This is a genomic window from Nocardia sp. NPDC003269, from assembly GCF_042888005.1.
GTDB lineage: Bacteria > Actinomycetota > Actinomycetes > Mycobacteriales > Mycobacteriaceae > Nocardia.
This window is the reverse complement of record NZ_JBIAPA010000001.1, coordinates 1,293,421-1,314,376: the sequence shown is the minus strand read 5'-3', so window position 1 is coordinate 1,314,376 and position 20,956 is coordinate 1,293,421. Positions and strand designations below refer to the sequence as shown.

General features: G+C 69.3%; 20 protein-coding genes. 12 read left to right on the top strand and 8 right to left on the bottom strand.

All coding sequences use genetic code 11. From position 1 onward, the window contains the following. Positions 1-104 precede the first annotated feature (104 nt). Positions 105-1,055, top strand: a complete 951-nt coding sequence (locus ACFYWJ_RS05995) for an alpha/beta hydrolase (protein ID WP_355275190.1) — start codon at positions 105-107, stop codon at positions 1,053-1,055. Positions 1,056-1,247: 192 nt separating this feature from the next. Beyond that, positions 1,248-1,538, top strand: a complete 291-nt coding sequence (locus ACFYWJ_RS05990; RefSeq protein WP_071930967.1) for a hypothetical protein — start codon at positions 1,248-1,250, stop codon at positions 1,536-1,538. Between the two features lie 62 nt (positions 1,539-1,600). Here the strand turns inward: ACFYWJ_RS05990 and ACFYWJ_RS05985 are convergent, their stop codons facing one another. Next, positions 1,601-2,785, bottom strand: a complete 1,185-nt coding sequence (locus ACFYWJ_RS05985) for an acetyl-CoA acetyltransferase (protein WP_355275191.1) — start codon at positions 2,783-2,785, stop codon at positions 1,601-1,603. 210 nt (positions 2,786-2,995) lie between these two features. Between ACFYWJ_RS05985 and ACFYWJ_RS05980 the strand changes: the two genes are divergently transcribed. Genes ACFYWJ_RS05980 through ACFYWJ_RS05970 form a run of 3 tightly spaced genes read left to right on the top strand, consistent with a single transcriptional unit; the run spans position 2,996 to position 6,538 of the window. Beyond that, complete coding sequence (locus ACFYWJ_RS05980; protein WP_355275193.1) at positions 2,996-3,826, top strand: hypothetical protein; 831 nt, start codon at positions 2,996-2,998, stop codon at positions 3,824-3,826. Positions 3,827-3,854: 28 nt separating this feature from the next. After that, complete coding sequence (locus ACFYWJ_RS05975; RefSeq protein ID WP_355275195.1) at positions 3,855-5,789, top strand: fumarate reductase/succinate dehydrogenase flavoprotein subunit; 1,935 nt, start codon at positions 3,855-3,857, stop codon at positions 5,787-5,789. Between the two features lie 2 nt (positions 5,790-5,791). Further along, positions 5,792-6,538: a succinate dehydrogenase/fumarate reductase iron-sulfur subunit gene (locus ACFYWJ_RS05970; protein WP_355275197.1), complete on the top strand. Its 747-nt coding sequence runs from the start codon at positions 5,792-5,794 to the stop codon at positions 6,536-6,538. Between the two features lie 48 nt (positions 6,539-6,586). On the opposite strand, the gene ACFYWJ_RS05965 is transcribed toward ACFYWJ_RS05970, so the two are convergent. From ACFYWJ_RS05965 to ACFYWJ_RS05950, 4 genes are read right to left on the bottom strand one after another with little or no spacing between them, the layout of a single operon-like run. Next, positions 6,587-6,784 carry a hypothetical protein gene (locus tag ACFYWJ_RS05965; RefSeq protein WP_355275199.1) on the bottom strand — a complete coding sequence of 66 codons (198 nt, stop codon included), beginning with the start codon at positions 6,782-6,784 and terminating at the stop codon, positions 6,587-6,589. Between the two features lie 38 nt (positions 6,785-6,822). Continuing rightward, a complete protein-coding gene (locus tag ACFYWJ_RS05960; protein ID WP_218718372.1) occupies positions 6,823-7,038 on the bottom strand; it encodes a DUF397 domain-containing protein in 216 nt (71 codons plus the stop codon). Further along, on the bottom strand, positions 7,035-7,253 hold the full coding sequence (locus ACFYWJ_RS05955) for a DUF397 domain-containing protein (RefSeq protein ID WP_218718371.1): 219 nt from the start codon (positions 7,251-7,253) through the stop codon (positions 7,035-7,037). Before ACFYWJ_RS05955 ends, ACFYWJ_RS05960 begins: the two co-directional genes overlap by 4 nt. After that, the gene (locus ACFYWJ_RS05950; RefSeq protein ID WP_355275202.1) at positions 7,250-8,167 is read right to left on the bottom strand and encodes a helix-turn-helix transcriptional regulator; all 918 of its coding nucleotides are present in this window, start codon (positions 8,165-8,167) and stop codon (positions 7,250-7,252) included. Before ACFYWJ_RS05950 ends, ACFYWJ_RS05955 begins: the two co-directional genes overlap by 4 nt. Before the next feature lie 203 nt (positions 8,168-8,370). On the opposite strand from ACFYWJ_RS05950, the gene ACFYWJ_RS05945 reads away from it, so the two are divergent. Further along, a complete protein-coding gene (locus ACFYWJ_RS05945) occupies positions 8,371-8,556 on the top strand; it encodes a hypothetical protein (RefSeq protein ID WP_316573056.1) in 186 nt (61 codons plus the stop codon). Here ACFYWJ_RS05945 and ACFYWJ_RS05940 read toward each other — a convergent pair. Both ACFYWJ_RS05940 and ACFYWJ_RS05935 read right to left on the bottom strand, forming a co-directional pair. Then, positions 8,553-9,500, bottom strand: coding sequence for a DNA-3-methyladenine glycosylase 2 family protein (locus ACFYWJ_RS05940; protein WP_355275204.1), 948 nt, complete (start codon positions 9,498-9,500; stop codon positions 8,553-8,555). The two genes, ACFYWJ_RS05945 and ACFYWJ_RS05940, sit on opposite strands and share 4 nt — an antisense overlap. A gap of 238 nt (positions 9,501-9,738) precedes the next feature. Continuing rightward, on the bottom strand, positions 9,739-12,651 hold the full coding sequence (locus ACFYWJ_RS05935; RefSeq protein WP_355275206.1) for an FAD-binding and (Fe-S)-binding domain-containing protein: 2,913 nt from the start codon (positions 12,649-12,651) through the stop codon (positions 9,739-9,741). Between the two features lie 148 nt (positions 12,652-12,799). Here ACFYWJ_RS05935 and ACFYWJ_RS05930 point away from each other — a divergent pair, with 148 nt between their 5' ends. Further along, positions 12,800-14,686 carry an ABC transporter ATP-binding protein gene (locus ACFYWJ_RS05930; protein WP_355275207.1) on the top strand — a complete coding sequence of 629 codons (1,887 nt, stop codon included), beginning with the start codon at positions 12,800-12,802 and terminating at the stop codon, positions 14,684-14,686. Between the two features lie 24 nt (positions 14,687-14,710). On the opposite strand, the gene ACFYWJ_RS05925 is transcribed toward ACFYWJ_RS05930, so the two are convergent. Beyond that, positions 14,711-15,403 carry a GntR family transcriptional regulator gene (locus ACFYWJ_RS05925; RefSeq protein WP_355275209.1) on the bottom strand — a complete coding sequence of 231 codons (693 nt, stop codon included), beginning with the start codon at positions 15,401-15,403 and terminating at the stop codon, positions 14,711-14,713. A 243-nt stretch (positions 15,404-15,646) separates the two neighbouring features. Between ACFYWJ_RS05925 and ACFYWJ_RS05920 the strand changes: the two genes are divergently transcribed. From ACFYWJ_RS05920 to ACFYWJ_RS05900, 5 genes are read left to right on the top strand one after another with little or no spacing between them, the layout of a single operon-like run. Next, positions 15,647-16,567 carry an ABC transporter permease gene (locus tag ACFYWJ_RS05920; protein WP_355275211.1) on the top strand — a complete coding sequence of 307 codons (921 nt, stop codon included), beginning with the start codon at positions 15,647-15,649 and terminating at the stop codon, positions 16,565-16,567. Further along, complete coding sequence (locus tag ACFYWJ_RS05915; protein ID WP_355275213.1) at positions 16,564-17,436, top strand: ABC transporter permease; 873 nt, start codon at positions 16,564-16,566, stop codon at positions 17,434-17,436. Before ACFYWJ_RS05920 ends, ACFYWJ_RS05915 begins: the two co-directional genes overlap by 4 nt. Continuing rightward, a complete protein-coding gene (locus ACFYWJ_RS05910; protein WP_355275215.1) occupies positions 17,433-18,434 on the top strand; it encodes an ABC transporter ATP-binding protein in 1,002 nt (333 codons plus the stop codon). Before ACFYWJ_RS05915 ends, ACFYWJ_RS05910 begins: the two co-directional genes overlap by 4 nt. Continuing rightward, entirely contained in the window at positions 18,431-19,429 is a 999-nt protein-coding gene (locus tag ACFYWJ_RS05905; protein WP_355275216.1) for an oligopeptide/dipeptide ABC transporter ATP-binding protein, read from the top strand. Before ACFYWJ_RS05910 ends, ACFYWJ_RS05905 begins: the two co-directional genes overlap by 4 nt. After that, positions 19,426-20,955: an ABC transporter substrate-binding protein gene (locus ACFYWJ_RS05900; RefSeq protein ID WP_355275218.1), complete on the top strand. Its 1,530-nt coding sequence runs from the start codon at positions 19,426-19,428 to the stop codon at positions 20,953-20,955. The genes ACFYWJ_RS05905 and ACFYWJ_RS05900 overlap by 4 nt, the downstream gene beginning before the upstream one ends. The last annotated feature ends 1 nt before the right edge of the window (position 20,956 follow it).

Below are 20,956 nucleotides of genomic sequence, written 5' to 3'. Positions count from 1 at the left end.
GGATTGGCGGGCTAACGGGCCGGAAATCAGAGTCGAAACACTCAGTACGCGGCCCACCTCCCCGGCGGGCCGCGGCCAGCGCTCCAGAACCGCGGGAGGCCGCTATGTCGAAGTCGTTCGCCACCACCGATCTCGTCGGCCGGCGCGCCACCGTCGTCACCGACGACGGTGTGCCGATCGCGGTCCGCACCTTCGGAGCCGCCGACGCCGCGCTGACCGTCGTCTTCGTCCACGGCCACTGCCTGCACACCGAGTCCTGGGCGTTCCTGCGCGAGCACCTGCTCCGGCACTGGGACACCGAGACCAGGATGGTCTTCTACGACCACCGCGGCCACGGCGAGTCCGGCCACGCCGACCACGCGACCTACACCATCGATCAGCTGGCCACCGACCTCGACGCGGTGCTGCGGGCGATCGCGCCGACCGGACCGGTGGTGCTGGTCGGGCACTCGATGGGCGCGATGGTCCTGCTGGCCTACGCCCGGCTGTTCCCCGCGGCGATCGGCACCAGGGTCGCCGGGATCGGGCTGATCGCCGGCGCGGCGGGCGGGATCACCGAGGTCGGGCTCGGCCGGCTGCTCAACCGGCACGCCGTGGCCTCGCTCCAGCACGCGGTGCTGCGCGCACCCCGGGTGATGCAGGCCTCGAAGCGCTTCTCGCGCTGGATCTTCGGGCCGCTGATCCGCGAGGCGGCCACCGGGACGCGCCGGGTGAATCCCCGGGTCGCCGCGGTCGCGACCGCGATCCTGAACGAGACACCGCTGCTGACGATGTCGGGGTTCCTCAGCTCGCTGCTGACCTTCGACGAGGCGCGCACCCTGGCCCGGCTGGGCGACCTGCCCGCGCTGGTACTGGCAGGCTCGGCCGATCTGATGGTGCCGTTCACCCACTCGGTGGTGCTGGCCTCACAACTGGCGGGCGCCGAGCTGGTGCGGATCGAGGGGGCGGGACACAGCGTCATCCTCGAGCGCGCCGAGGAGGTCGCGGGGTCGATCGCGGCGCTCGTCGAACGCGCCGCGGCGGGGGTCCGCAAGCACTACGCGGTCGCGGGCTGAGACCCGGAGTTACCGGACGGCAATCGCGCGATCCGGGCCAACTTCGGGCGCAAACCGAAAAGCTCGGTTATTGTGGTGGAGATCACGTTGTGTGGTGAGTCACACGGCTCGGTGCAGTGCGGCCCGGGAGTTCACGGGCGTGCCAGGTGATCCGACGAGTCGGTATGCCCGCCATATACACAGGAGGTAACGATGACACGCAGCGATATCGCGGAACTGCGCTACGCGGTCGGCCAACTCCGGCAATCGATCGGCGCACTGCGCTCCAACTACGGCGACGCGGCCACCGTGCGCCGGCTGGAGAACGACCTGGAGCGGCTCGTCATCGATGCCGAGGAGTTCGAGCAGGCGCCGCCGCCGGAGCTCGCCGTCCCACGCAGGTCCGAACCGATCTACGTACCGGACAGCAAGTCCGACGAGGCCGCCTGGATGGGCGCTCAGGACGAGGGCCTGGGCTTCCACTCCCGGCCGAGAACCAAGTAAACAGTCAGACCTGTTCACCGGCGCGGCGGTCCTGCCACCCAGGGTCGCCGCGCCGACCCCTGTCAGGCGCGATGCCTGCCGAACCGGCGCCCGGGACGGACACCGTGGAACCTGGCGCCGCGCGGGGTCTCCGTCGGCTCGTCGGAATCGGCCGATTCGAACAGCGCCGCGATGCCGTGGTCGTGGCCGAGCGCGATGGCCTCCAGGCCGTAGCGGCCGCCGGTGCGGCCCAGCTCGTGCAGCATCGTCGTCATGATCCGCAGGCCGGTGGCGCCGACCGGGTGCCCGAGGGCGATATCGGAGCCGTTCACATTCAGCCGGTCGTGCGGGTCGATCTCCCATTCGGTGGCCAGGGCGAGCACCTCCACCGCGTAGCCCTCGTTGATCTCGAGCAGGTCGACCTCGTCGAGCGAGCAGCCGGTGCGGGCCAGCAGCTTCGCCACCGCGGGCGCCGCGCCGAGCGCCGGGCCCTCGCTGTCGCAGCCGGCGGCGGCCCAGCCCGCCAGGAACGCCATCGGGATCAGGCCGAGGTCGGCCAGCCGGTCCTCGGCGACGACCAGGCAGGCCGACGCGCCGAGCCGGTGCGTACTCATATTGCCCACGGTGACGACACCGTCGGCGAGCAGCGGCCGCAGCCCCGCCAGTGTGTGCGTCGACAGGTCGTCGCGCACGCCCTCGTCCCGGCGGATCTGATGCTCGAGCGACCCCGCGGCGACGCCGACCGGCACCACCTCGGCGCCGAACGCGCCCTGCCGCCAGGCCCGGGCCGCCTTCCGATGACTCGCCACGGCGAACTCGTCGGCGGCATTGCGGTCGATGCCGTAGTAGTGCGCGAGCCGCTCGGCGTTGTGCAATCCCTCCCGGCCACCCGGCAGCCCGGCCTGCGCGGGCGCGCACTCGACGCCGCCGGCCACCACCACATCGGCCGCGCCGGTCTGCACCATCATCGCCGCGGTGATCACCGCCTGTAAGCCGCTGCCACCGTGCCGGTCGGTGAGGAAACCGGGCACCGCGAACGGCAGCCCGGCACCGCGCGCGGCCAGCGCGCCGATCGCGGGCACGTCGGAGAGACCGCCGTCGACACAGGCCATCGCGACGTCCTCGATGCGTAGCGGGTCGATCCCCGAACGCTCGATCACGGCCGAGAGGACCGTGGTCGCCAACCACTCGGCGGGCATCCCGGACAGCGCACCGCCCTCCACGCCACTCGGCGTGCGGACGGGCGCCACGATCGCGGCTCTTCTCATCGTCACAGGGCACCACAGGTTTGTTGCACGGGCGTGACCGGCTGTCACGGGAGTTATTGCTGTGACAGAGATCACCGGAGGGTGAAACGGTCGGTTGAGTGAGACCCGGCTCGAGCGGCCAGAACACAGGCGTATGGTGCTCCACATCACAATCCATCGCGGTGGGGAATGATCAACCGCCGCACGGCCTAGATCAGCGAGGCATCCACCGTGAGTGCCGCACCGACCACCAGCCCGTCGTCCGGGACGGGCGTGTTCAGCAAGACGAGGGCCCGCATCGCCGCGCGGACCCTGCGCACCGACCGCTGGTGGCTGCCACCACTGCTCACCGCGATCGGACTCGGCGCCTTCATCGTCTACGCGACGATCAGATCCTTTGTGCGCACGGCCTATTGGGTGCCGCAGTACCACTATCTGACGCCGTTCTACTCCCCCTGCCTGAGCGACTCCTGCGTCCCCGGCTCGAGCCACTTCGGCACCCCGTTCGGCGAGCTGCCGATGTGGATCCCGCTCGGCTTCGTGGTGCTGCCGTTCCTGCTCGGCTTCCGGCTGACCTGCTACTACTACCGCAAGGCCTACTACCGGTCGGTGTGGTTCTCCCCGCCCGCCTGCGCCGTCGCCGAACCGCACGCGCGCTACACCGGTGAGTCGCGGCTGCCGCTGATCATCCAGAACTCGCACCGCTACTTCTTCTATGTGGCGCTGGTGGTCTCGCTGATCAACACCTACGACGCGATCACCGCGTTCCACGGGGAGACCGGCGGTTTCGGCTTCGGCCTCGGCAACATCGTGCTGCTGGTCAACGTGATCCTGCTGTGGGCCTACACGCTGTCGTGCCACTCGTGCAGGCACATCGCGGGCGGCAGGCTCAAGCACTTCTCCGCCCATCCGGTGCGGTACTGGTTCTGGACCCAGGTCTCCAAGCTCAACACCCGCCACATGGCGCTGGCCTGGACCACCCTCGGCACCCTCGTGCTCACCGACTTCTACGTGATGCTGGTTGCCAGCCAGACCATTTCGGACCTGCGGTTCGTCAACTGAATCGCGTCGACTCCAGGAGCTAGTTCGAATGTCAGATGTGGAACGGCACGACTACGACGTCGTGGTGATCGGGGCGGGCGGCGCCGGGCTGCGCGCGGTGATCGAGGCCCGCGAACAAGGACTCTCGGTCGCGGTGGTGTGCAAGTCGCTGTTCGGCAAGGCGCACACCGTGATGGCCGAGGGCGGCTGCGCGGCCTCGATGGGCAATGCCAACGAGAAGGACAGCTGGCAGACCCATTTCAAGGACACCATGCGCGGTGGCAAGTTCCTCAACAACTGGCGGATGGCCGAACTGCACGCGCAGGAGGCCCCCGACCGGGTGTGGGAGCTGGAAACCTATGGCGCGCTGTTCGATCGGACGCCGGACGGCCGGATCAGCCAGCGCAACTTCGGCGGCCACACCTACCCCCGGCTGGCCCACGTCGGCGACCGCACCGGCCTGGAACTCATCCGCACCATGCAGCAGAAGATCGTCTCGCTGCAGCAGGAGGACTTCGCGGCCACCGGTGACTACGAGGCCAGGATCAAGGTTTTCGCCGAGTGCACCATCACCGAACTGCTCACCGACGACGGCCGGATCGCGGGCGCCTTCGGCTACTGGCGTGAGTCCGGCGGCTTCGTCCTGTTCACCGCGCCCGCGATCGTGCTGGCCACCGGCGGTATCGGCAAGTCCTACAAGGTGACCTCGAACTCCTGGGAGTACACCGGCGACGGCCACGCGCTGGCGCTGCGCTCGGGCGCGACACTGATCAACATGGAGTTCCTGCAGTTCCATCCGACCGGCATGGTCTGGCCGCCGAGCGTGAAGGGCATCCTCGTCACCGAGGGTGTGCGCGGCGACGGCGGCGTCCTGAAGAACTCCGACGGCAAGCGCTTCATGTTCGACTACATCCCGCCGGTGTTCAAGGGCCAGTACGCCGAGACCGAGGCCGAGGCCGATCAGTGGTTGCGCGACAACGACTCCGCGCGCCGCACCCCCGACCTGCTCCCCCGCGACGAGGTCGCCAGGGCGATCAACGAGGAGGTCAAGGCGGGACGCGGCACCGAGCACGGCGGCGTGTACCTCGACATCGCCTCCCGGATGTCCGCCGACGAGATCGTGCGCAGGCTGCCCTCGATGCACCACCAGTTCAAGGAACTGGCCGATGTCGACATCACCGCCGAGCCGATGGAAGTCGGCCCGACCTGCCACTACGTGATGGGCGGCATCGAGGTCGACCCCGACACCGGCGCCGCGGTGGTGCCCGGATTGTTCGCCGCCGGTGAGTGTTCCGGCGGCATGCACGGCTCGAACCGGCTCGGCGGCAACTCGCTGTCGGATCTGCTGGTGTTCGGCCGCCGGGCCGGACTCGGCGCGTCGGCCTACGTCCAGCAGCTCACCGACCGGCCCGCACCCGCCGAGACCGATATCGAGGCAGCGGCGAAAACCGCTCTCGCGCCGTTCGATCCACCCGCCTCGGGCACGGGCGAGAACCCGTACACCCTGCACAGCGAGTTGCAGCAGACGATGAACGACCTGGTCGGCATCATCCGCAAGGAACACGAGGTGCGCGAGGCGATCGAGAAGCTGGCGCAGCTGCGGGCCAGGTACGCCGAGGTGACCGTCGAGGGGAAACGGCCGTTCAACCCCGGCTGGCACCTGGCGCTCGACCTCGCCAACATGCTGCTGGTCAGCGAATGCGTCGCCGAGGCCGCGCTGCTGCGCACCGAGAGCCGCGGCGGCCACACCCGTGACGACCACCCCGGCATGAACCCGGACTGGCGCAACAAGCTGCTGGTCTGCGCGGTCGACCCGGCCACGCGGGATCGACAGGTCCCGGCGGTCACCGTCACCCCGGCCGATCAGACGCCGATGCGCGATGACCTGCTCGCCCTGTTCGAGCTGAGCGAACTCGAGAAGTACTACACCGAGCAGGAATTGGCCGAACATCCGTCGGCCGGCTCGACCGAGGGAAAGGCGTAGCGATGGGGTACGACGCCCGGTTCCGGGTCTGGCGCGGTGATCTCGACGGCGGTGGCCTGGAGGACTACACGGTGCTGGTGAACGAGGGCGAGGTGGTGCTCGACATCATCCATCGCCTGCAGGCCACCCAGGCACCCGACCTCGCGGTCCGCTGGAATTGCAAAGCGGGCAAATGCGGTTCGTGTTCGGCGGAGGTGAACGGCAGGCCGCGGTTGCTGTGCATGACGCGGATGTCGACTTTCACCCAGGACGAGGTGATCACGGTGACGCCGATGCGCACCTTCCCGATCATCAAGGATCTCGTCACCGACGTCTCGTTCAACTACGAGAAGGCAAGGGAGATCCCGTCTTTCATGCCACCGGCGGACCTGAAGCCCGGCGATTACCGGATGAAACAGGTCGATGTGGAGCGCTCGCAGGAGTTCCGCAAGTGCATCGAGTGCTTCCTGTGTCAGAACACCTGTCACGTGGTCCGCGATCACGAGGACAACAAACCCGCCTTCGCGGGCCCGCGCTATCTGATGCGCATCACCGAACTGGAGATGCACCCGCTCGACACCGCCGATCGCCGTGAAATGGCACAGGAGGAAGCGGGTCTGAGCTATTGCAATATCACCAAATGTTGCACCGAGGTGTGCCCGGAACACATCAAGATCACCGACAACGCGCTCATTCCGTTGAAAGAGCGCGTTGTCGATCGCAAATACGACCCGATTGTCTGGCTCGGCAACAAACTGTTCCGCCGGTAGGCGGCGACGCCGCGGGGTACGTGCTCTGCGTACCCCGCGCGTCACTGTCTACAGCACGGCGACAGTCCCCATCGCGACCAATCCGACCAGTAATCCGATGAACAGCGCCGAGAGAAACGAGCCGGTGAGCACATAGATCCCGATCGCCGATACCGCGAACAGCAGTATCACGATCAGGCGCTCGACCCCGTCCTCAGGCGCCAGCCTCCGGTACCGGGGTGGCATTTTCTTCAACCCTCGGTCCATATACCTGGGCTACCCGCCGCGTCTTGATCCAAACGTGATCAAGGGCGATCGAACTCGCCGTCGTGCACGCCCGCGGTGAACGCGGTCCACTCGCTCGGGGTGAAGATCAGCACCGGACCGTCGGGATTCTTGCCGTCGCGCAGCGCCACGTACCCGTCGGGCAGCATGGCGACCTCGACGCTGCTGCCCTCCCCCGCCGTCCCGGCGCGCAGCCAGGTCGCGCCGGTGGTGTCGATGGTGCGCTTGCTGTTCACCGCGCGCCCAGAGCGCAGGCGAACGCGCCGTTGTCGATGCCCTGGGTGAAGGCGTCCCAGCTCGGGCCGTCGAAGACCAGCGCCGGCCCCGCCGGGTTCTTGCTGTCGCGCACGCCGACGCGTCCGCCGAACAGGAACGCCACTTCGACGCAGTCCTTGCCAGCGCCGCTGCGCGTGCTCTTGAACCAGTGTGCGTCGACGAGATCGAAACTCATGCCACATACTCCTTCGCGACCTGCCGCAGCAGGTGTCTACTCGGTTGAATATCCAGCGCATGACGCTGGAGGCACTCGTGAGCCCGGTCGTACCTTCTGACATCCGCGCGTCGTTCCAGGTAGAGATCGCCGGTGAAGCCTTCGGCGTACACCACCGGTGGTTCGACCGGTTGCCCCTTGCTGTCGGTGCCGAACTCGAGAACCGTGAAAGGTCCGGTGGAGACTCCGAGTGGAACACCGGCGGCAAACGGCAGGATACGCAGTGTCACATTGCTTCGGGTGCTCGCGTCGGCAAGATGTCGCAACTGCGCAGCCATCACCTTTGCATCACCGACGATGCGATGCAATACCGATTCGTGCAGAACCACATCGATCTCGGCGGGCGAATGCTTGCGGGTGATCAAGGCCTGCCGTTGCAGCCGTAACGCGACCCGGCGATCGAGCTCGTCCACCGAATCCTTGGGATAGCCCAGTTGATTCAGCGCACGCGCGTAGTCGGCCGTCTGGAGCAGACCGAGGACCAATTCGGACTGATAAGCCCGCAGCCGATGCGCCGAGGCCTCCAAACCCACATAGACATCGAAGTTTTCGGGAATCAGATCGCCGTAGGCGTGCCACCAGCTCTTGACGGCCGCCTGCTGCGCGAGGCCGGTCAGGCCCTCGGCGAGATCGTCCGGGATGCCGTAGATCCGGCACAGCTCGTGGATGTCGATCGTCCGGATCCGGTCGGCCTGGCCCTTTTCCAGGCGCTGCAACGTACTGGCGCCCCATTCCATCAACTTGGCGGCCTCGGCGATGGTCAGACCCGCCTGGGTCCGCCAGTCGCGCAGATAGCGGCCGAGCTGACGGCGCGGCAGCGTCGAGGAGACTCCTGCCGCCGGTCCACCCGCTCCGGTCGATGCGTTCGCTGCCACAGCCCCACTCCTTCTGTGCTCGCAACCCGCCACAGCCCACAGCCCCGCCTATGGCGGTGGATTTCGTCCACTATGGGGAATCCTGCACTCCCCGTTGGATGCCGTGCTGGGAATTCGCCGCTAAATATCGGGATCGGCGCGTACCGGACGTTAGCCGAACGGTTGCGTGCTCTCCTGGAGACATGCAATTGAGCGATGTGAACATGCATATTGCCGCTGCACTACTCGGTTGCGGCACCGATCCGGGCCCGATGGACGCCGAACAAGCCCATGCCGCAATGCAATTGCACCTCGACTGCACGGTCGACGAGTGCCGGGTCCGCCGCAGGGCGCGCACCACCCTCGTCGACGCCGGGCACTGCGTGCTCGACCAGCGCGCGATCCGCTAGCGGTGCCGATGGTCGGTGATCGGCGTGCGCGGCCCGAACTTCGGTTTGTGCGCCTGCCCGCTCAGCGCGAGCAGGCGCACCGCGCGGTAGCGATGCGGCCGTAGCGGTTCCAGGTACTCGATCATCGCGTCGTCGTCGATCGGCTTGCCGAGCAGGCTCCAGCCGACCGTCGCGGCGAGGTGGTAGTCCCCGACCGACAGCGCGTCGGCGTCGCCGAAGGCGCGCTGCGCGGTCTCGGCAACCGTCCAGACACCGATGCCGGGCAGGCTGCGCAACCGTCGCGCGGCCTCGGCGGGCGACAACTCCGCGGTGCGCTCGATCGAGTCGGCCACCCTGGCCGCGCGCACGATGGTCTGCGCCCGCTGCGGGCCGACATTGGCCCGGTGGTACTTCCACGACGGGATGCGCCGCCAGGTCTCGGCGTCGGGGGCGACCATCAGCCCGGCCGGCGCGGGTCCCGGCGCCGCGGTGCCGAACTCACGCACCAGGCTCCGCCAGGCCGCGAACGAGGACTTGGTGTGCACCTTCTGCTCGAGGATCGCGGGCACCAGTGATTCGAACACCAGCCCGGTCCGCAGCATCCGCAGGCCGGGCACCACGCGATGGGCTTCGACCAGCTTGGGATGCTCGGGCGCGAAGTCGGCCAGGTCTTCCTCGAGGCACAGCATGCGGTCCAGCCCGGCCAGGAACTCCGCCGCGCCGGGGCCCCAGGCGCGCGCCTGCGCGCCGTCGCGGCCGTCCTGGACGAGTCGATAGGTGACCACCCCGGACGGCATCCGGGAGGCGTGCCAGTGCGCGCCAGCGGCGTCGACGTGGTGGCACGGATCGCCGCCACCGCGCCGCAGCGGCACGACGGTGAGCCCGACGTCGAACGGTCGGCTCGACCGGACGGTCCTGGACAGCCCGGCCGTCGTCAGGCCGGGGTCGAGGGTCTGATCGCGCACCAGACCATTGTGCGCGACTGCTATCGCGACGATGCCCATTCGTAATATTCGCCACGTTCACTGCGATGTAGGGCTTGTTGGCAAACAGCCGGCATCCCATCGATGCAGGAGGTACCCCGATGATCACCAACGCACTCAACTGGCTGCTGGCGGCGTGGGGCAGCGGATCGGCGGGCAGCTCGGGGTACCACATCGCGCCAGGCACCTTGCCCGGCGGTAGCTGAGGGTCGGGCGCCGGTCAGCCGCCGAGCAGGAACGTCGCCAGGGGCACTCCCCGGACGTTCGCCAGCTGCTCCGCCTGCGTCCGGCAGGAGAAGCCGTCCGCCAGGAACGTCGTTCCGTCCGGGGCGGCGCGCAGGGCTGGGAGCAGGGCGCCCTCGGCGACCGCGACCGACACCTCGTAGTGCCCCTGCTGCATGCCGAAGTTGCCGGCCAGCCCGCAGCACCCGGCCAGCTCCTCGACGCTGACGTCCATCGCGGCCAGCAGCTCGCGCTCCGCCGCGAACCCGCCGACGGCGTGCTGATGACAATGCGGCTGCACCACGACCCGCTCCCCCGTACGTCGTGGCGGCCGCCATCCCGGCTGGTCGACGAGGAACTCGGCCAGCGTCCGAACCGCGCCGGCGACCCGCGCCGCCCGCGGATCCTCGGCCAGCAGTTCCGGCAGGTCGGACCGCAGGGCGGCGGTACACGACGGTTCGAGCCCGACGACGAGTCCACCCGCGGCCGCGTGGCCGGCCAGCGCCGCCACGGTGGCCCGCAGCCGAGCGCGCGCGCCGTCGAGCTGCCCGGTGGTGATCCACGTCAATCCACAGCAGACCCGGGCCGTGGGGATGTGAACCCGATAACCGAGCCCTTCGAGCAGCACCGTCGCGGCGATCGCGTTCGCCGGAGCGAAGGTGTCGGTGAAGGAATCCACCCACAGCAGCACCGTGCGCTCGCTCCCCGCCGCCGGCCCGGTGGCGGCGGGCGTCAGTGCGTCGCTCGTGGTCGCGCGGGTGTCGGTGCGGGAGGGCGGGAGCAGGTGGTGGTGGCGGGTGCGCGCAAGGGCGGTGACCGTGGGTTCGGTGCGGTGGTTGCCACCGATGTCCTGCCAGATACGACGGAATGGCGTCGGTGCGAGGACCGGTGCTTCGCGGCGGGGATCGATGCCGACCGCGCGCATCGTGGTCCGTCGGAGCAGGGGGCGGGCGGCGAGGGCGTTGGCCAGGCGCGGGAAGCGTTGGGCGACAAGGAGCCAGCGGGGGAGCTGGCCGAGGATGTAGTGGTCGAGGGGACGGAGGCGGCCTCGGTAGCGGCGGTAGAGGGTCTCGGATTTGTAGGTGGCCATGTCGACGCCTGCCGGGCAGTCCGATCCACAGGCCTTGCAGGACAGACAGAGATCCAAGGACTCCTCGACTGCCGGTGCGCGCCAGTCGAGTTCACCTCGGACGACCTCCTGGAGGACGCGGGCGCGACCTCGGGTGCTGTCCTTCTCGTCGGAGGTCGCCACGTACGACGGGCACATGAAGCCGCCGGAGGCGCGAGTGTCCGCTCGGCACTTGCCGATTCCTACACATCTGTGCACAGCTGTGGACAGATCGCCGGAGTCGTCCGCGAGCGCGAAGCCACCCGCCGAGGTCAGCGGCCGGAGACCGGCGACGCGCAGGTCGGCGTCCACCGGCGCCGGGGCGACCAGCACGCCGGGGTTGAGCACGTCGTCGGGGTCGAACAGCGCCTTGAAACCGGCGAAGGCGGCGCGGGCGGCGGGGGAGTACATCACCGCGAGGAGTTCGGATCTGGCGCGGCCGTCGCCGTGTTCGCCCGACAGCGATCCACCGTGGCGCACCACGAGTTCGGCAGCGTCGAACAGGAAGGACCGGAAGCGCTGCGGCGCTTCGGCGATCGGGAAATCGAGGCGGACGTGGATGCAGCCGTCGCCGATGTGGCCGTACAGCAGCCCGTCGACCTCGTACTCCGCGGTGAGCGAGGCGAATTCGCGCAGATAGTCCCCGAGCCGGGCGGGCGGAACGGCGGCATCCTCCCAGCCGGGCCAGGCCGGTCGGCCGTCCGGCGTGCGCCCCGCCAGACCGGCACCGTCGGCACGGATGCGCCAGAGTGCCGCCGCCACCGCCGGATCGGTGACGATGCGATGGTCGTCGGCGTTCGCTTCCCGGCACAGCCGCTCGGCCAGCGCGAACGCCTCCGCCGCGCTCGCCCCCGCCGTCTCGACGAACAGCCACCCGCGTCCGCGTGGCAACTCGGGCACGGTGCCCCGATGGGCGCGGACCCGGTCGACCAGACCGGCATCGATGCCTTCCACCGCGATCGGCCCGCAGCCGGTGACGGCGGCGACATCGTCTGCCGCCGTGGCGATATCGGGATAGCCGAGCACCGTCAGCACGGTGGCGGCGGGCAGCGGGGTGAGGTCGATCTCGGCATCGAGCAGTAGTCCACAGGTGCCCTCGGTGCCGACGAGTGCTTTCGCGATCGACGAACCGCGTTCCGGTAGCAGGTGTTCGAGTCCGTAGCCGGACGCCTGCCGATCGAATCGGCCCAGCTCGGTGCGCAGCACGGCGAGGTTGGTCGTGGTGAACCCGGCCAGGCCGGGGACGACGCCGAGGTCGTTTGCGAGCACCCGCTCGACGCCCGTCCCGTCGACGACCCGCAGCGACCGCACCCGATCGGAGGTGCGCCCCCAGGCCAGTGCGTGCGGTCCACACGCGTTGTTGCCGATCATCCCGCCCAGCGTGCAGCGGTCCTGGGTGGACGGGTCGGGCCCGAACCGCAGCCCGTCGGGCCGCAGCCGTCGCTGCAGGTCGGACAGCACGACCCCCGGCTGGACCAGGGCCGTGCGCGCCTCGGGATCGACCGCGAGCACGGCCCGCATATGCCTGCTGAAGTCGAGCACGATCCCGCGACCAACGGCATTGCCCGCCACCGAGGTGCCCGCCCCACGGGCGGTCACCGGCAGCCCGTGCTCGCGGGCGAAGACAACGGTCGCGGCGACGTCGGCGTCGTGGCGGGGGAACACCACCAGCGTCGGCCGGACCCGGTAGTTGGAGGCGTCGGAGGCGTACTCGGCCCGGCGGCGGACCGACGCGTCGACCGCGCCGTCGACCCGGCCGCGCAGGGCATCGGCCAGCAGCTCCGCACTCCGGTCGTCGTCCACCCGACCAGCCTAATCAGCACATGTCCGGCCCACTTTCGCTGTCGGCGGAACGGGCGACCCCGGGAAAGTATTTGCGGTCAACCTCTGTTGAGGTTTTAGTGTCGGTGGGCAGGAGTTCGATGGGCGGGGAGCGAAGAGGAGTACGGCAGTGAGTATCGAATCGGTGGCCTACAGCCAGATGTACCGGCGGATGAACGCGCCCGAGGAGGAGCGGCCGTTCAGCCTGTCCACCGCGCGGCGCATTCTGCGTTTCGCCGAGGCTCACTGGCGCCGGATCTCGGCGTTCCTGCTGCTCAGCATCGTGGCCGCGGTGCTCGGCGTGGCGACGCCGGTGCTCGCCGGTCGCGTCGTCAACGACATCGTCGGCGGCTCGGCGCCGCGCACGGTGGTCCTGCTCGCCCTCGTCATCGCGGGCCTGGCGGTGCTCGACGCCGGGCTCGGCATCGTCATCCGGTGGCTGTCCGCCCGGATCGGCGAGGGCCTGATCCTGGACCTGCGCACCGCCGTGTTCGACCACGTGCAGAAGATGCCGGTCGCGTTCTTCACCCGCACCAGGACCGGCGCGCTGGTGAGCAGGCTCAACAGCGATGTGATCGGCGCGCAGCGCGCGTTCAGCGACACCCTGTCGGGCGTGGTCACCAACCTGGTCACGCTGGCGCTCACGCTGGCGGTCATGCTCAGCATCTCCTGGCAGATCACCCTGCTCGCGCTCGTGCTGCTGCCCGTGTTCGTGATCCCCGCGCGCCGGGCCGGTAACCGCCTGGCCGCCATGCAGCGCGAGGCCGCCCAGCTCAACGCCGCCATGAGCACCCAGATGACCGAGCGCTTCTCCGCACCGGGCGCCACCCTGGTGAAGCTGTTCGGCAGGCCGAAGCAGGAGTCCGCGGAGTTCGCCGTGCGCGCCACCCGGGTCCGTGACATCGGCGTGCGCACCGCCATGCTCCAGACCACCTTCGTCACCTCGCTCACCCTGGTCTCCGCGCTGGCCTTGGCCCTGGTCTACGGCCTCGGCGGCTGGTACGCGCTGCGGGGCAGCCTCGACGCCGGTTCGGTCGTCGCCCTGTCGCTGCTGCTGACCCGCCTCTACACCCCGCTCACCGCACTGGCCAGCGCGCGCTTGGAGATCATGTCGGCGCTGGTGAGCTTCGAGCGCGTGTTCGAGGTGCTGGACCTGAAGCCGCTGATCGAGGACGCGCCCGGCGCTGCCCCGGTCGCGGACGGTCCGGTCGCGGTGGAGCTGGACGGGGTGAACTTCGGCTACCCCTCGGCCGACAAGGTGTCGCTGGCCTCGCTGGAGGACGTGGCGACCCTGGACACCAGGGGCGGGGTCGAGGTGCTGCACGAGGTGTCGCTGCGCGCCGAGCCCGGTCAGCTGATCGCCCTGGTCGGCTCCTCGGGTGCGGGCAAATCGACCATCGCCCAGCTGGTTTCGCGCCTCTACGACGTCGACTCCGGCGCGGTCCGGCTCAACGGCACCGACGTGCGGGAGCTGACCACCGAGTCGATCCAGCGCACGGTCGGCCTGGTCACCCAGGACGGCCACCTGTTCCACGACACGATCCGGGCGAACCTGCTGCTGGCGCGGCCGGAGGCCACCGAGGACGAACTGTGGGACGCGCTGCGCCGGGCCCGGCTCGGCGAGCTGGTCGACTCGCTCACCGACGGCCTCGACACCGTCGTCGGCGAGCGCGGCTACCGGCTCTCCGGCGGTGAACGGCAGCGCCTGACCATCGCGCGGCTGCTGCTCAAGCAGCCCCGCGTGGTGATCCTCGACGAGGCCACCGCCTCGCTGGACTCCACCTCCGAAGCGGCGGTGCAGGAAGCGCTCACCGAGGCGCTGCAGGGCCGGACCGCCCTGGTGATCGCGCACCGGCTCTCCACGATCCGCTCCGCCGACCAGATCGTGGTGCTCGAACAGGGCCGGATCGTCGAGCGCGGGACGCACGCCGACCTGCTCAACGCCGACGGCCGCTACGCCGAGCTCTACCGGACCCAGTTCGCCGAGGACCCGGTCGCCGTCACCACCGCGGCCTGACCAGCGCGCACGCCGGCCCCGCCCTCAGGCGGGGTCGGCGTGCCGCAGCGCGGTGACGATGGCCAGCGTCGGCGACCGGCCCGCCTCGGTGTGGCTGAGCATCGCGTACTCGGCCAGCCGTTCGTCACCGGAGGAGATCGCCTCGATGAGATGGCGATGCTCGTCGCGCTGTTCCTCGGTGTCGCGGTCGGCGGTGAGGAAGAACAGCCAGGCCATCCGGGCCAGGATGGTGCGCATCAGCTGGGTGAGCAGGCTGTTGCCGGACAGTTCGACGATCGCGCCGTGCAGTTTCGCGTTGGTCTCGGCGATCCGCAGCGGATCACGAGAGTCAGTGGCCACCTGGGCTTCTCGCAGCGCGGCCCGCAGCGGGGCACTGTCGTGCCCCTGCCGGATGCGGGCGGCCGCGAGCCGGGCGCCGAGCGGTTCCAGCCCGATCCGCACGTCGAACAGTTCCTCGACGGCCGCGCGATCCCAGGAGCGGACGACCGCGCTGCGCCGGGGGAGCGCGCTGACGATGCCGTCGAATTCGAGCAGCGCCAGCGCCTCACGCACCGGCAGCCGCGACGTGCCGAGCATCGCGGCGACGCGGGCCTCCGGTAACTTCTCGCCTTCCCGGTATACCCCGGTGATGATGTTGCGCCGAAGTTCGTCGTAGATCCGCCGGGTCTGGGAGGTGTCGTCGACGGCTTCCGCCGGGCGACGTTGGTCTCGGGCCACGGAGTAAGTCTACGAATATATCGTTGGTCGACTGTTGTTTCGTCTGGTCACACACCGGCGCACGCCATACCGCCGCCGGATCCGCGCGCGGACAATGGCTGAAAAACGCCTACTGACCACGAAATATATATCTTTTCGACCAGCCCCATCATTCACCGGACCGAAACGTGCGGAACACGAGCGGGATACACCCGAATCCAATTCTGTATACCGATTCATCATCGGCCACAGAGAGGATGCGAGTTGGCCGTCTATCTCCTCCGCCGCTTCGCGCAGGCGGTGATCACCGTTTTCGCCGTCATCTCGCTGGCGTTCCTGCTCGGCAGGCTGACCGGAAGTCCCGCCGCGTCGCTGCTGCCCGAGACCGCGAGCGAGGCCGACATCGCGGCGCTGAACCACGAACTCGGCTTCGACAAGCCGCCGCTGACCCAGTTCCTCGACTACCTCACCGGCATCCTGTCCGGCGATTTCGGCGACTCCTACCAGCAGACCGGCACCTCATCGATGTCGCTGGTCCTGCAGCGCCTGCCCGCGTCCCTGCAATTGGGTGTCGCCGGCTTCGCGATCGGCCTTGCGCTGGCCTTCGCCGTCGTGCTCGCCGTTCATCTCAGTGGTCGCTGGTCGCTGCGCGGGGTCGCGCTCGGGATCGGCGCGGCCCGACTCGCGGTGCCGGACTTCCTGTTCGGACTGCTGCTGGTCCTGGTGTTCTCGGTGACGCTGGGCTGGTTGCCGTCGCTGGCGGGTGCCGATCCGCTGGCGATCGTGATGCCAGCGGTGACCATCGCGACGGCGCAGTTCGTCGTCTACTCGCGGCTGCTGGACAACTCCCTGGTGTCGGAGAGCGCGCAGGACTACGTGCGCACCGCCTACGCGCGCGGCGAGCGCCGGTCGTCGGTGCTGCTGCGCGATGTGCTGCCCAACGCGCTGCTGCCGGTGCTCACCATTTCGGGAATCACGTTGGGCACCTTGCTCGGCGGGTTGGTCATCGTCGAAAACGTCTTCGCCTGGCCGGGTTTGGGTCAGCTCATGCTCGACGCGGTGTTCAACCGGGACTTCCCGGTGGTCCAGTCCGGGCTGGTGGTGATCGCGACGATCTTCGTGCTCGTCAACTTCGGCATCGACGTCCTCTACGGCGTCATCGATCCGAGGGCGAGGGTCCGGTGAGCCGACCCCGCAACTTCGCCACGCTCGCCGGCGGCACGATGATCCTGGCCGTCGTCCTGTTCTCCCTGCTCTACCCACTGTTCCCCGGCTACGACCCGTACGCGCAGCAACTCGCGTCGGCGTTCGTGCGCCCGTTCACCGACGGGCGCTACCCGCTCGGCACCGATTCGCTCGGCCGCGATCTGGCGAGCAGGCTGGCGCTGGCCGGGCGGATCACACTCGGGCTGGTCCTGGTGATCGTGGTGGTCAACGCGCTGATCGGGATGGCGATCGGCACGGTCTCGGGCTACTTCCGCGGCCTCACCGACAACGTGCTGATGGGCGTGGCCGACGTGCAGCTCGCGGTGCCGATGACGCTGGTGATCATGGCCGTGTCGGCCATTCGCGGCCCGAGTACCGCGCTGATGGCCACGATCCTCGGCGTCACCTTCTGGGTCGGCTACGCCAGGGTGGCGCGGTCGGTGGCGCTCGGGCTGTCCGGGCGGGACTTCGTGATCGCGCCCAAGCTGCTCGGCGCGCGGTCGGGCTGGGTGATGCGCAAGCACGTCCTCGGGCATGTCACCGCGCCGGTGCTGATCCTGGCCACCGCCGATCTCGGGAACGTGCTGATCATGATCTCGTCGTTCGACTATCTCGGCCTCGGCGTGCAACCGCCGACGCCGAGCTGGGGCCTGATGATCACCGACGGGCAGAAGTACCTGCGCCAGGCCCCGTATCTGACGATCGTGCCCGCCGTCGCCCTGCTGCTCGTGATCGGCGGAACCCTGCTGGCCAGCAGGCGATTCACCGACGAGGGGCAGGGGCTGCGCCGGGTCAGGCGGGCACCGCGCGGCCGTCGCGGCGCTCTCGCGAAGGAGGTTGCCGCATGAGCGCGCTGTTGGAGATCACCGATCTCACCGTGGGTTACGCGACGGCGACGGGGGAGCGGGTCGTGCTCGTCGATTCGGTGAGTCTGACCCTGGCCGAGGGCGAAGTGCTGTGTCTCGTCGGCGAATCCGGGTCCGGCAAGTCGGTGACCATGCTCGCCGTGCTCGGCCTGCTGCCCGCACCGCTGGAGATCTTCGCCGGCAGTGTGCGTTTCCGCGGCGCCGAGCTCGTCGGCGCCGACGACGAGACGCTGCGGCGGCTGCGCGGCGCCGAGCTCGGCATGGTCTTCCAGGACCCGATGACCACGCTCAATCCGGTCCGCCGGGTCGGCACCCAGATCGGTCGGGCGCTCGCGGTCCACCAGCGGCTCGACGCCACGACGCGCAAGCAACGGGTCGTCGAACTGCTCGCCGCCGTGGGCATTCCGCAGCCGGCCGAGCGGGCGAAGGCCTACCCGCACCAGTGGTCGGGTGGCATGCGGCAGCGCGCGGTGATCGCCATGGCCATGGCCAACGATCCGGCGGTGCTCATCGCCGACGAGCCGACGACCGCCCTCGATGTGACCATCCAGGCGCAGCTCATGGAGGTGCTGGCGCAGGCCCGTGCCCGCAGCGGCGCGGCGATGGTGCTGATCACGCACGATCTCGGGCTGGTCGCCCAGTACGCCGATCGGGTGGCGATCATGTACGCGGGCCGGGTCGTCGAGTCCGGCACCGTCTGGCAGATCTTCGACGACGCCACCCACCCGTACACGCGGGGACTGCAACGCAGTCTGCTCGGGCAGTCGGGCAGCGCCCGTGCCTATGCCATTCCCGGCTCGCCGCCGTCGCCGACGCGACGTCCGGCCGGATGCGGCTTCGCCCCGCGCTGCGAGTTCGCCGGGAAGACCGGCGAATGCGATACCACGGCACCGGTTCTCGTGCCGCTGGCCACCGGCCGCGCGGTGGCCTGTCCGCCCGCGGTCGAGTCCGTATCGATCGAACAGGACCTCTCCGCATGACGACGATCGACGAGCCAGAGGACGTCATCCGCGTCGACGGGCTGGAGGTGAGCTTCACCAGCAGGCGCGGCCTCCTCGGCAAGCGCAGGCTCCGCGCCCTCGACGGCGTGAGTTTCGCGGTCCGCCGGGGCGAGACCTTCGGCCTGGTCGGCGAATCCGGCGGCGGCAAGTCGACGCTGGTCCGCACGCTCTTCGGCATCAACACCCCGAGCGCGGGCTCGATCCGCGTCCTCGGCCACGACCTGGCGACCCTGCGCCCGCAGGCCAGGCGCGCGCTGCGCAACCGGGTGCAGCTGGTGTTCCAGGACCCGTACTCCTCCCTCGATCCCCGGATGACCGCGCACGACATCGTCGCCGAGCCGCTGCGCATCGCGGGCGGGTACCGCGAGGAGCGCGTGGTGGAACTGCTCGACCAGGTCGGCTTGGGCCGGGACGCGCTGGCGCGCAAGCCCGCCGAGTTCTCCGGCGGACAGCGGCAGCGGCTCGGCATCGCCAGGGCGCTCGCCCCGGGACCGGAGGTGCTCGTCCTCGACGAACCCGTCTCCGCGCTGGACGCCTCGGTGCAGGCCCAGGTGATCAATCTGTTGCGGGACCTGCAGGAACAGCTCGGCCTGTCGTATCTGTTCATCGCCCACGATCTTTCGGTGGTGCGCCACCTGTCCGATCGGATCGCGGTGATGCACCTGGGCAAGCTCGTCGAGATCGGCCCGACCGAAGACGTGTTCACCGGCCCTGGGCACCCGTACACGCGGGCCCTGATCGCCTCGGCCCCCGTGCCCGACCCGCACCGGCGCCGCCGCGACACCGCGACGCTGGTGCGCGGCGAACTCCCCGATGCCGCGAACCCACCGAGCGGCTGCACCTTCCGCACCCGCTGTCCCCTGGCGACGCCCGAATGCGCCTCGCGCGTACCGGAACTCGAACCACTGGGCCGCACCGACCATGTCGTGGCCTGCCTGCGCCCGCTGGCACGCCCGTCGAAAGGAAAACGATGAAACCGATCACCCGCGGTATGGCGACGGGACTCGCCGTCCTCGCGTTCACCACCTTCACCCTCAGCGCCTGCGCACCGGCGGGCACCGACACCGCGTCGGCGAAGACGCTGGTCGTCGGCGCGGTGACCGAACCGACGGACGTCCCCGATCCGATCAGCGACGGCTCGCTGGCCGGCTACAACTACTACTTCGCGACCTTCGACCAGCTCGCCCGCTTCGACAGCGAGGGAGTGATCGGTCCGAAGCTCGCGACCAAGTGGGAGCACAACGCCGACTTCACCCAGTGGACCTTCACCATCCGCGACGACGTGAAGTTCCACAACGGCGAACCGCTGAAGGCCTCCGACGTCGCGTTCACCTACAACAAGATCAAGGCCACCCCGACCGGCGATCCGGCCACCTACATGGAGATGTTCACCTCCGCCGCCGTCGGTCCCGGCAACACCGTGGTGTTCAGTCTCAATGCCCCGTTCTCCGCGTGGCCGACGATCACCACCGGCGTCTCGATCGTGCCCGAATCCGTCTACACCGCACTGGGTTCGGCCGGGTTCGCGGCAGCGCCGGTCGGTTCCGGCCCGTTCGTCTTCGATCACTACACGCGCGGCGTCGAATACGCCGTCAAGCGCAATCCGGACTACTGGGGCGAGAAGGCGGCGCTCGAGGCGGTGACCTTCAAGACGGTGGCCGACGCCGACGCCCGGCTCAACGGTGTGCAGTCCGGCAGCCTCGACATCGCGCTGATCGCGCCGAACCAGGTGTCGGCCGTCGACGGTGCCAAGAGCGTGCACATCGAGTCGCGGGTCTCCAACGGCGTCACCTTCCTCGGCATGAACGCCACGGCGGGTCCGCTGGCCGACCAGCGGGTCCGCGAGGCGATCGCGCTGTCGATCGATCGCGAGGGCATCGTGAAGACCCTGCTGGCGGGCCGCGCGACGGTCGACAATCAGCTGGTCGCCGAGAACGTCGGCGGGTTCGACCCGAAATACCCGGCGCCGGTGCGTGATACCGCCAAGGCCAAGCAGCTGCTGGCGGCGGCGGGCTACCACGGCGCGCCGATCCCGTTCCAGTACGCGACGAACGGGCGCATCCCGCTGAGTTCGGAGATCGCCCAGGCGATCCAGGCCAACCTGGCCGAGGTCGGCATCACCATCACCCTGCAGGGCACCGATCAGAGCAGCCTGTCGCAGATGATCTACACCAAGAAGTCCGCCACCGGCATCTATCTCAACACCTACGCGCCGTCCACCATGGACGGTGACGCGCCCATCGCCTCGATGTTCGGCGGGCAGTGGAACGACTACGCGATGCTGCCGGAGACCCAGGCGCTGGTCGCCAAGACCCGGACCGTCGCCGGGCAGGCCAGAATCGACGTGTACCGCGAGCTGTTCACCCTCAACGACACGAAGGCGCTGCTGATCGGCCTGTACACACCCGACGCCAGCTATGCCGTCGATCCGGCGCTGCGGTGGAAGCCGAGGGCGGACGGGATGATCACCGTCGACGCCGCGACCTTCGGAAAGGACTGAG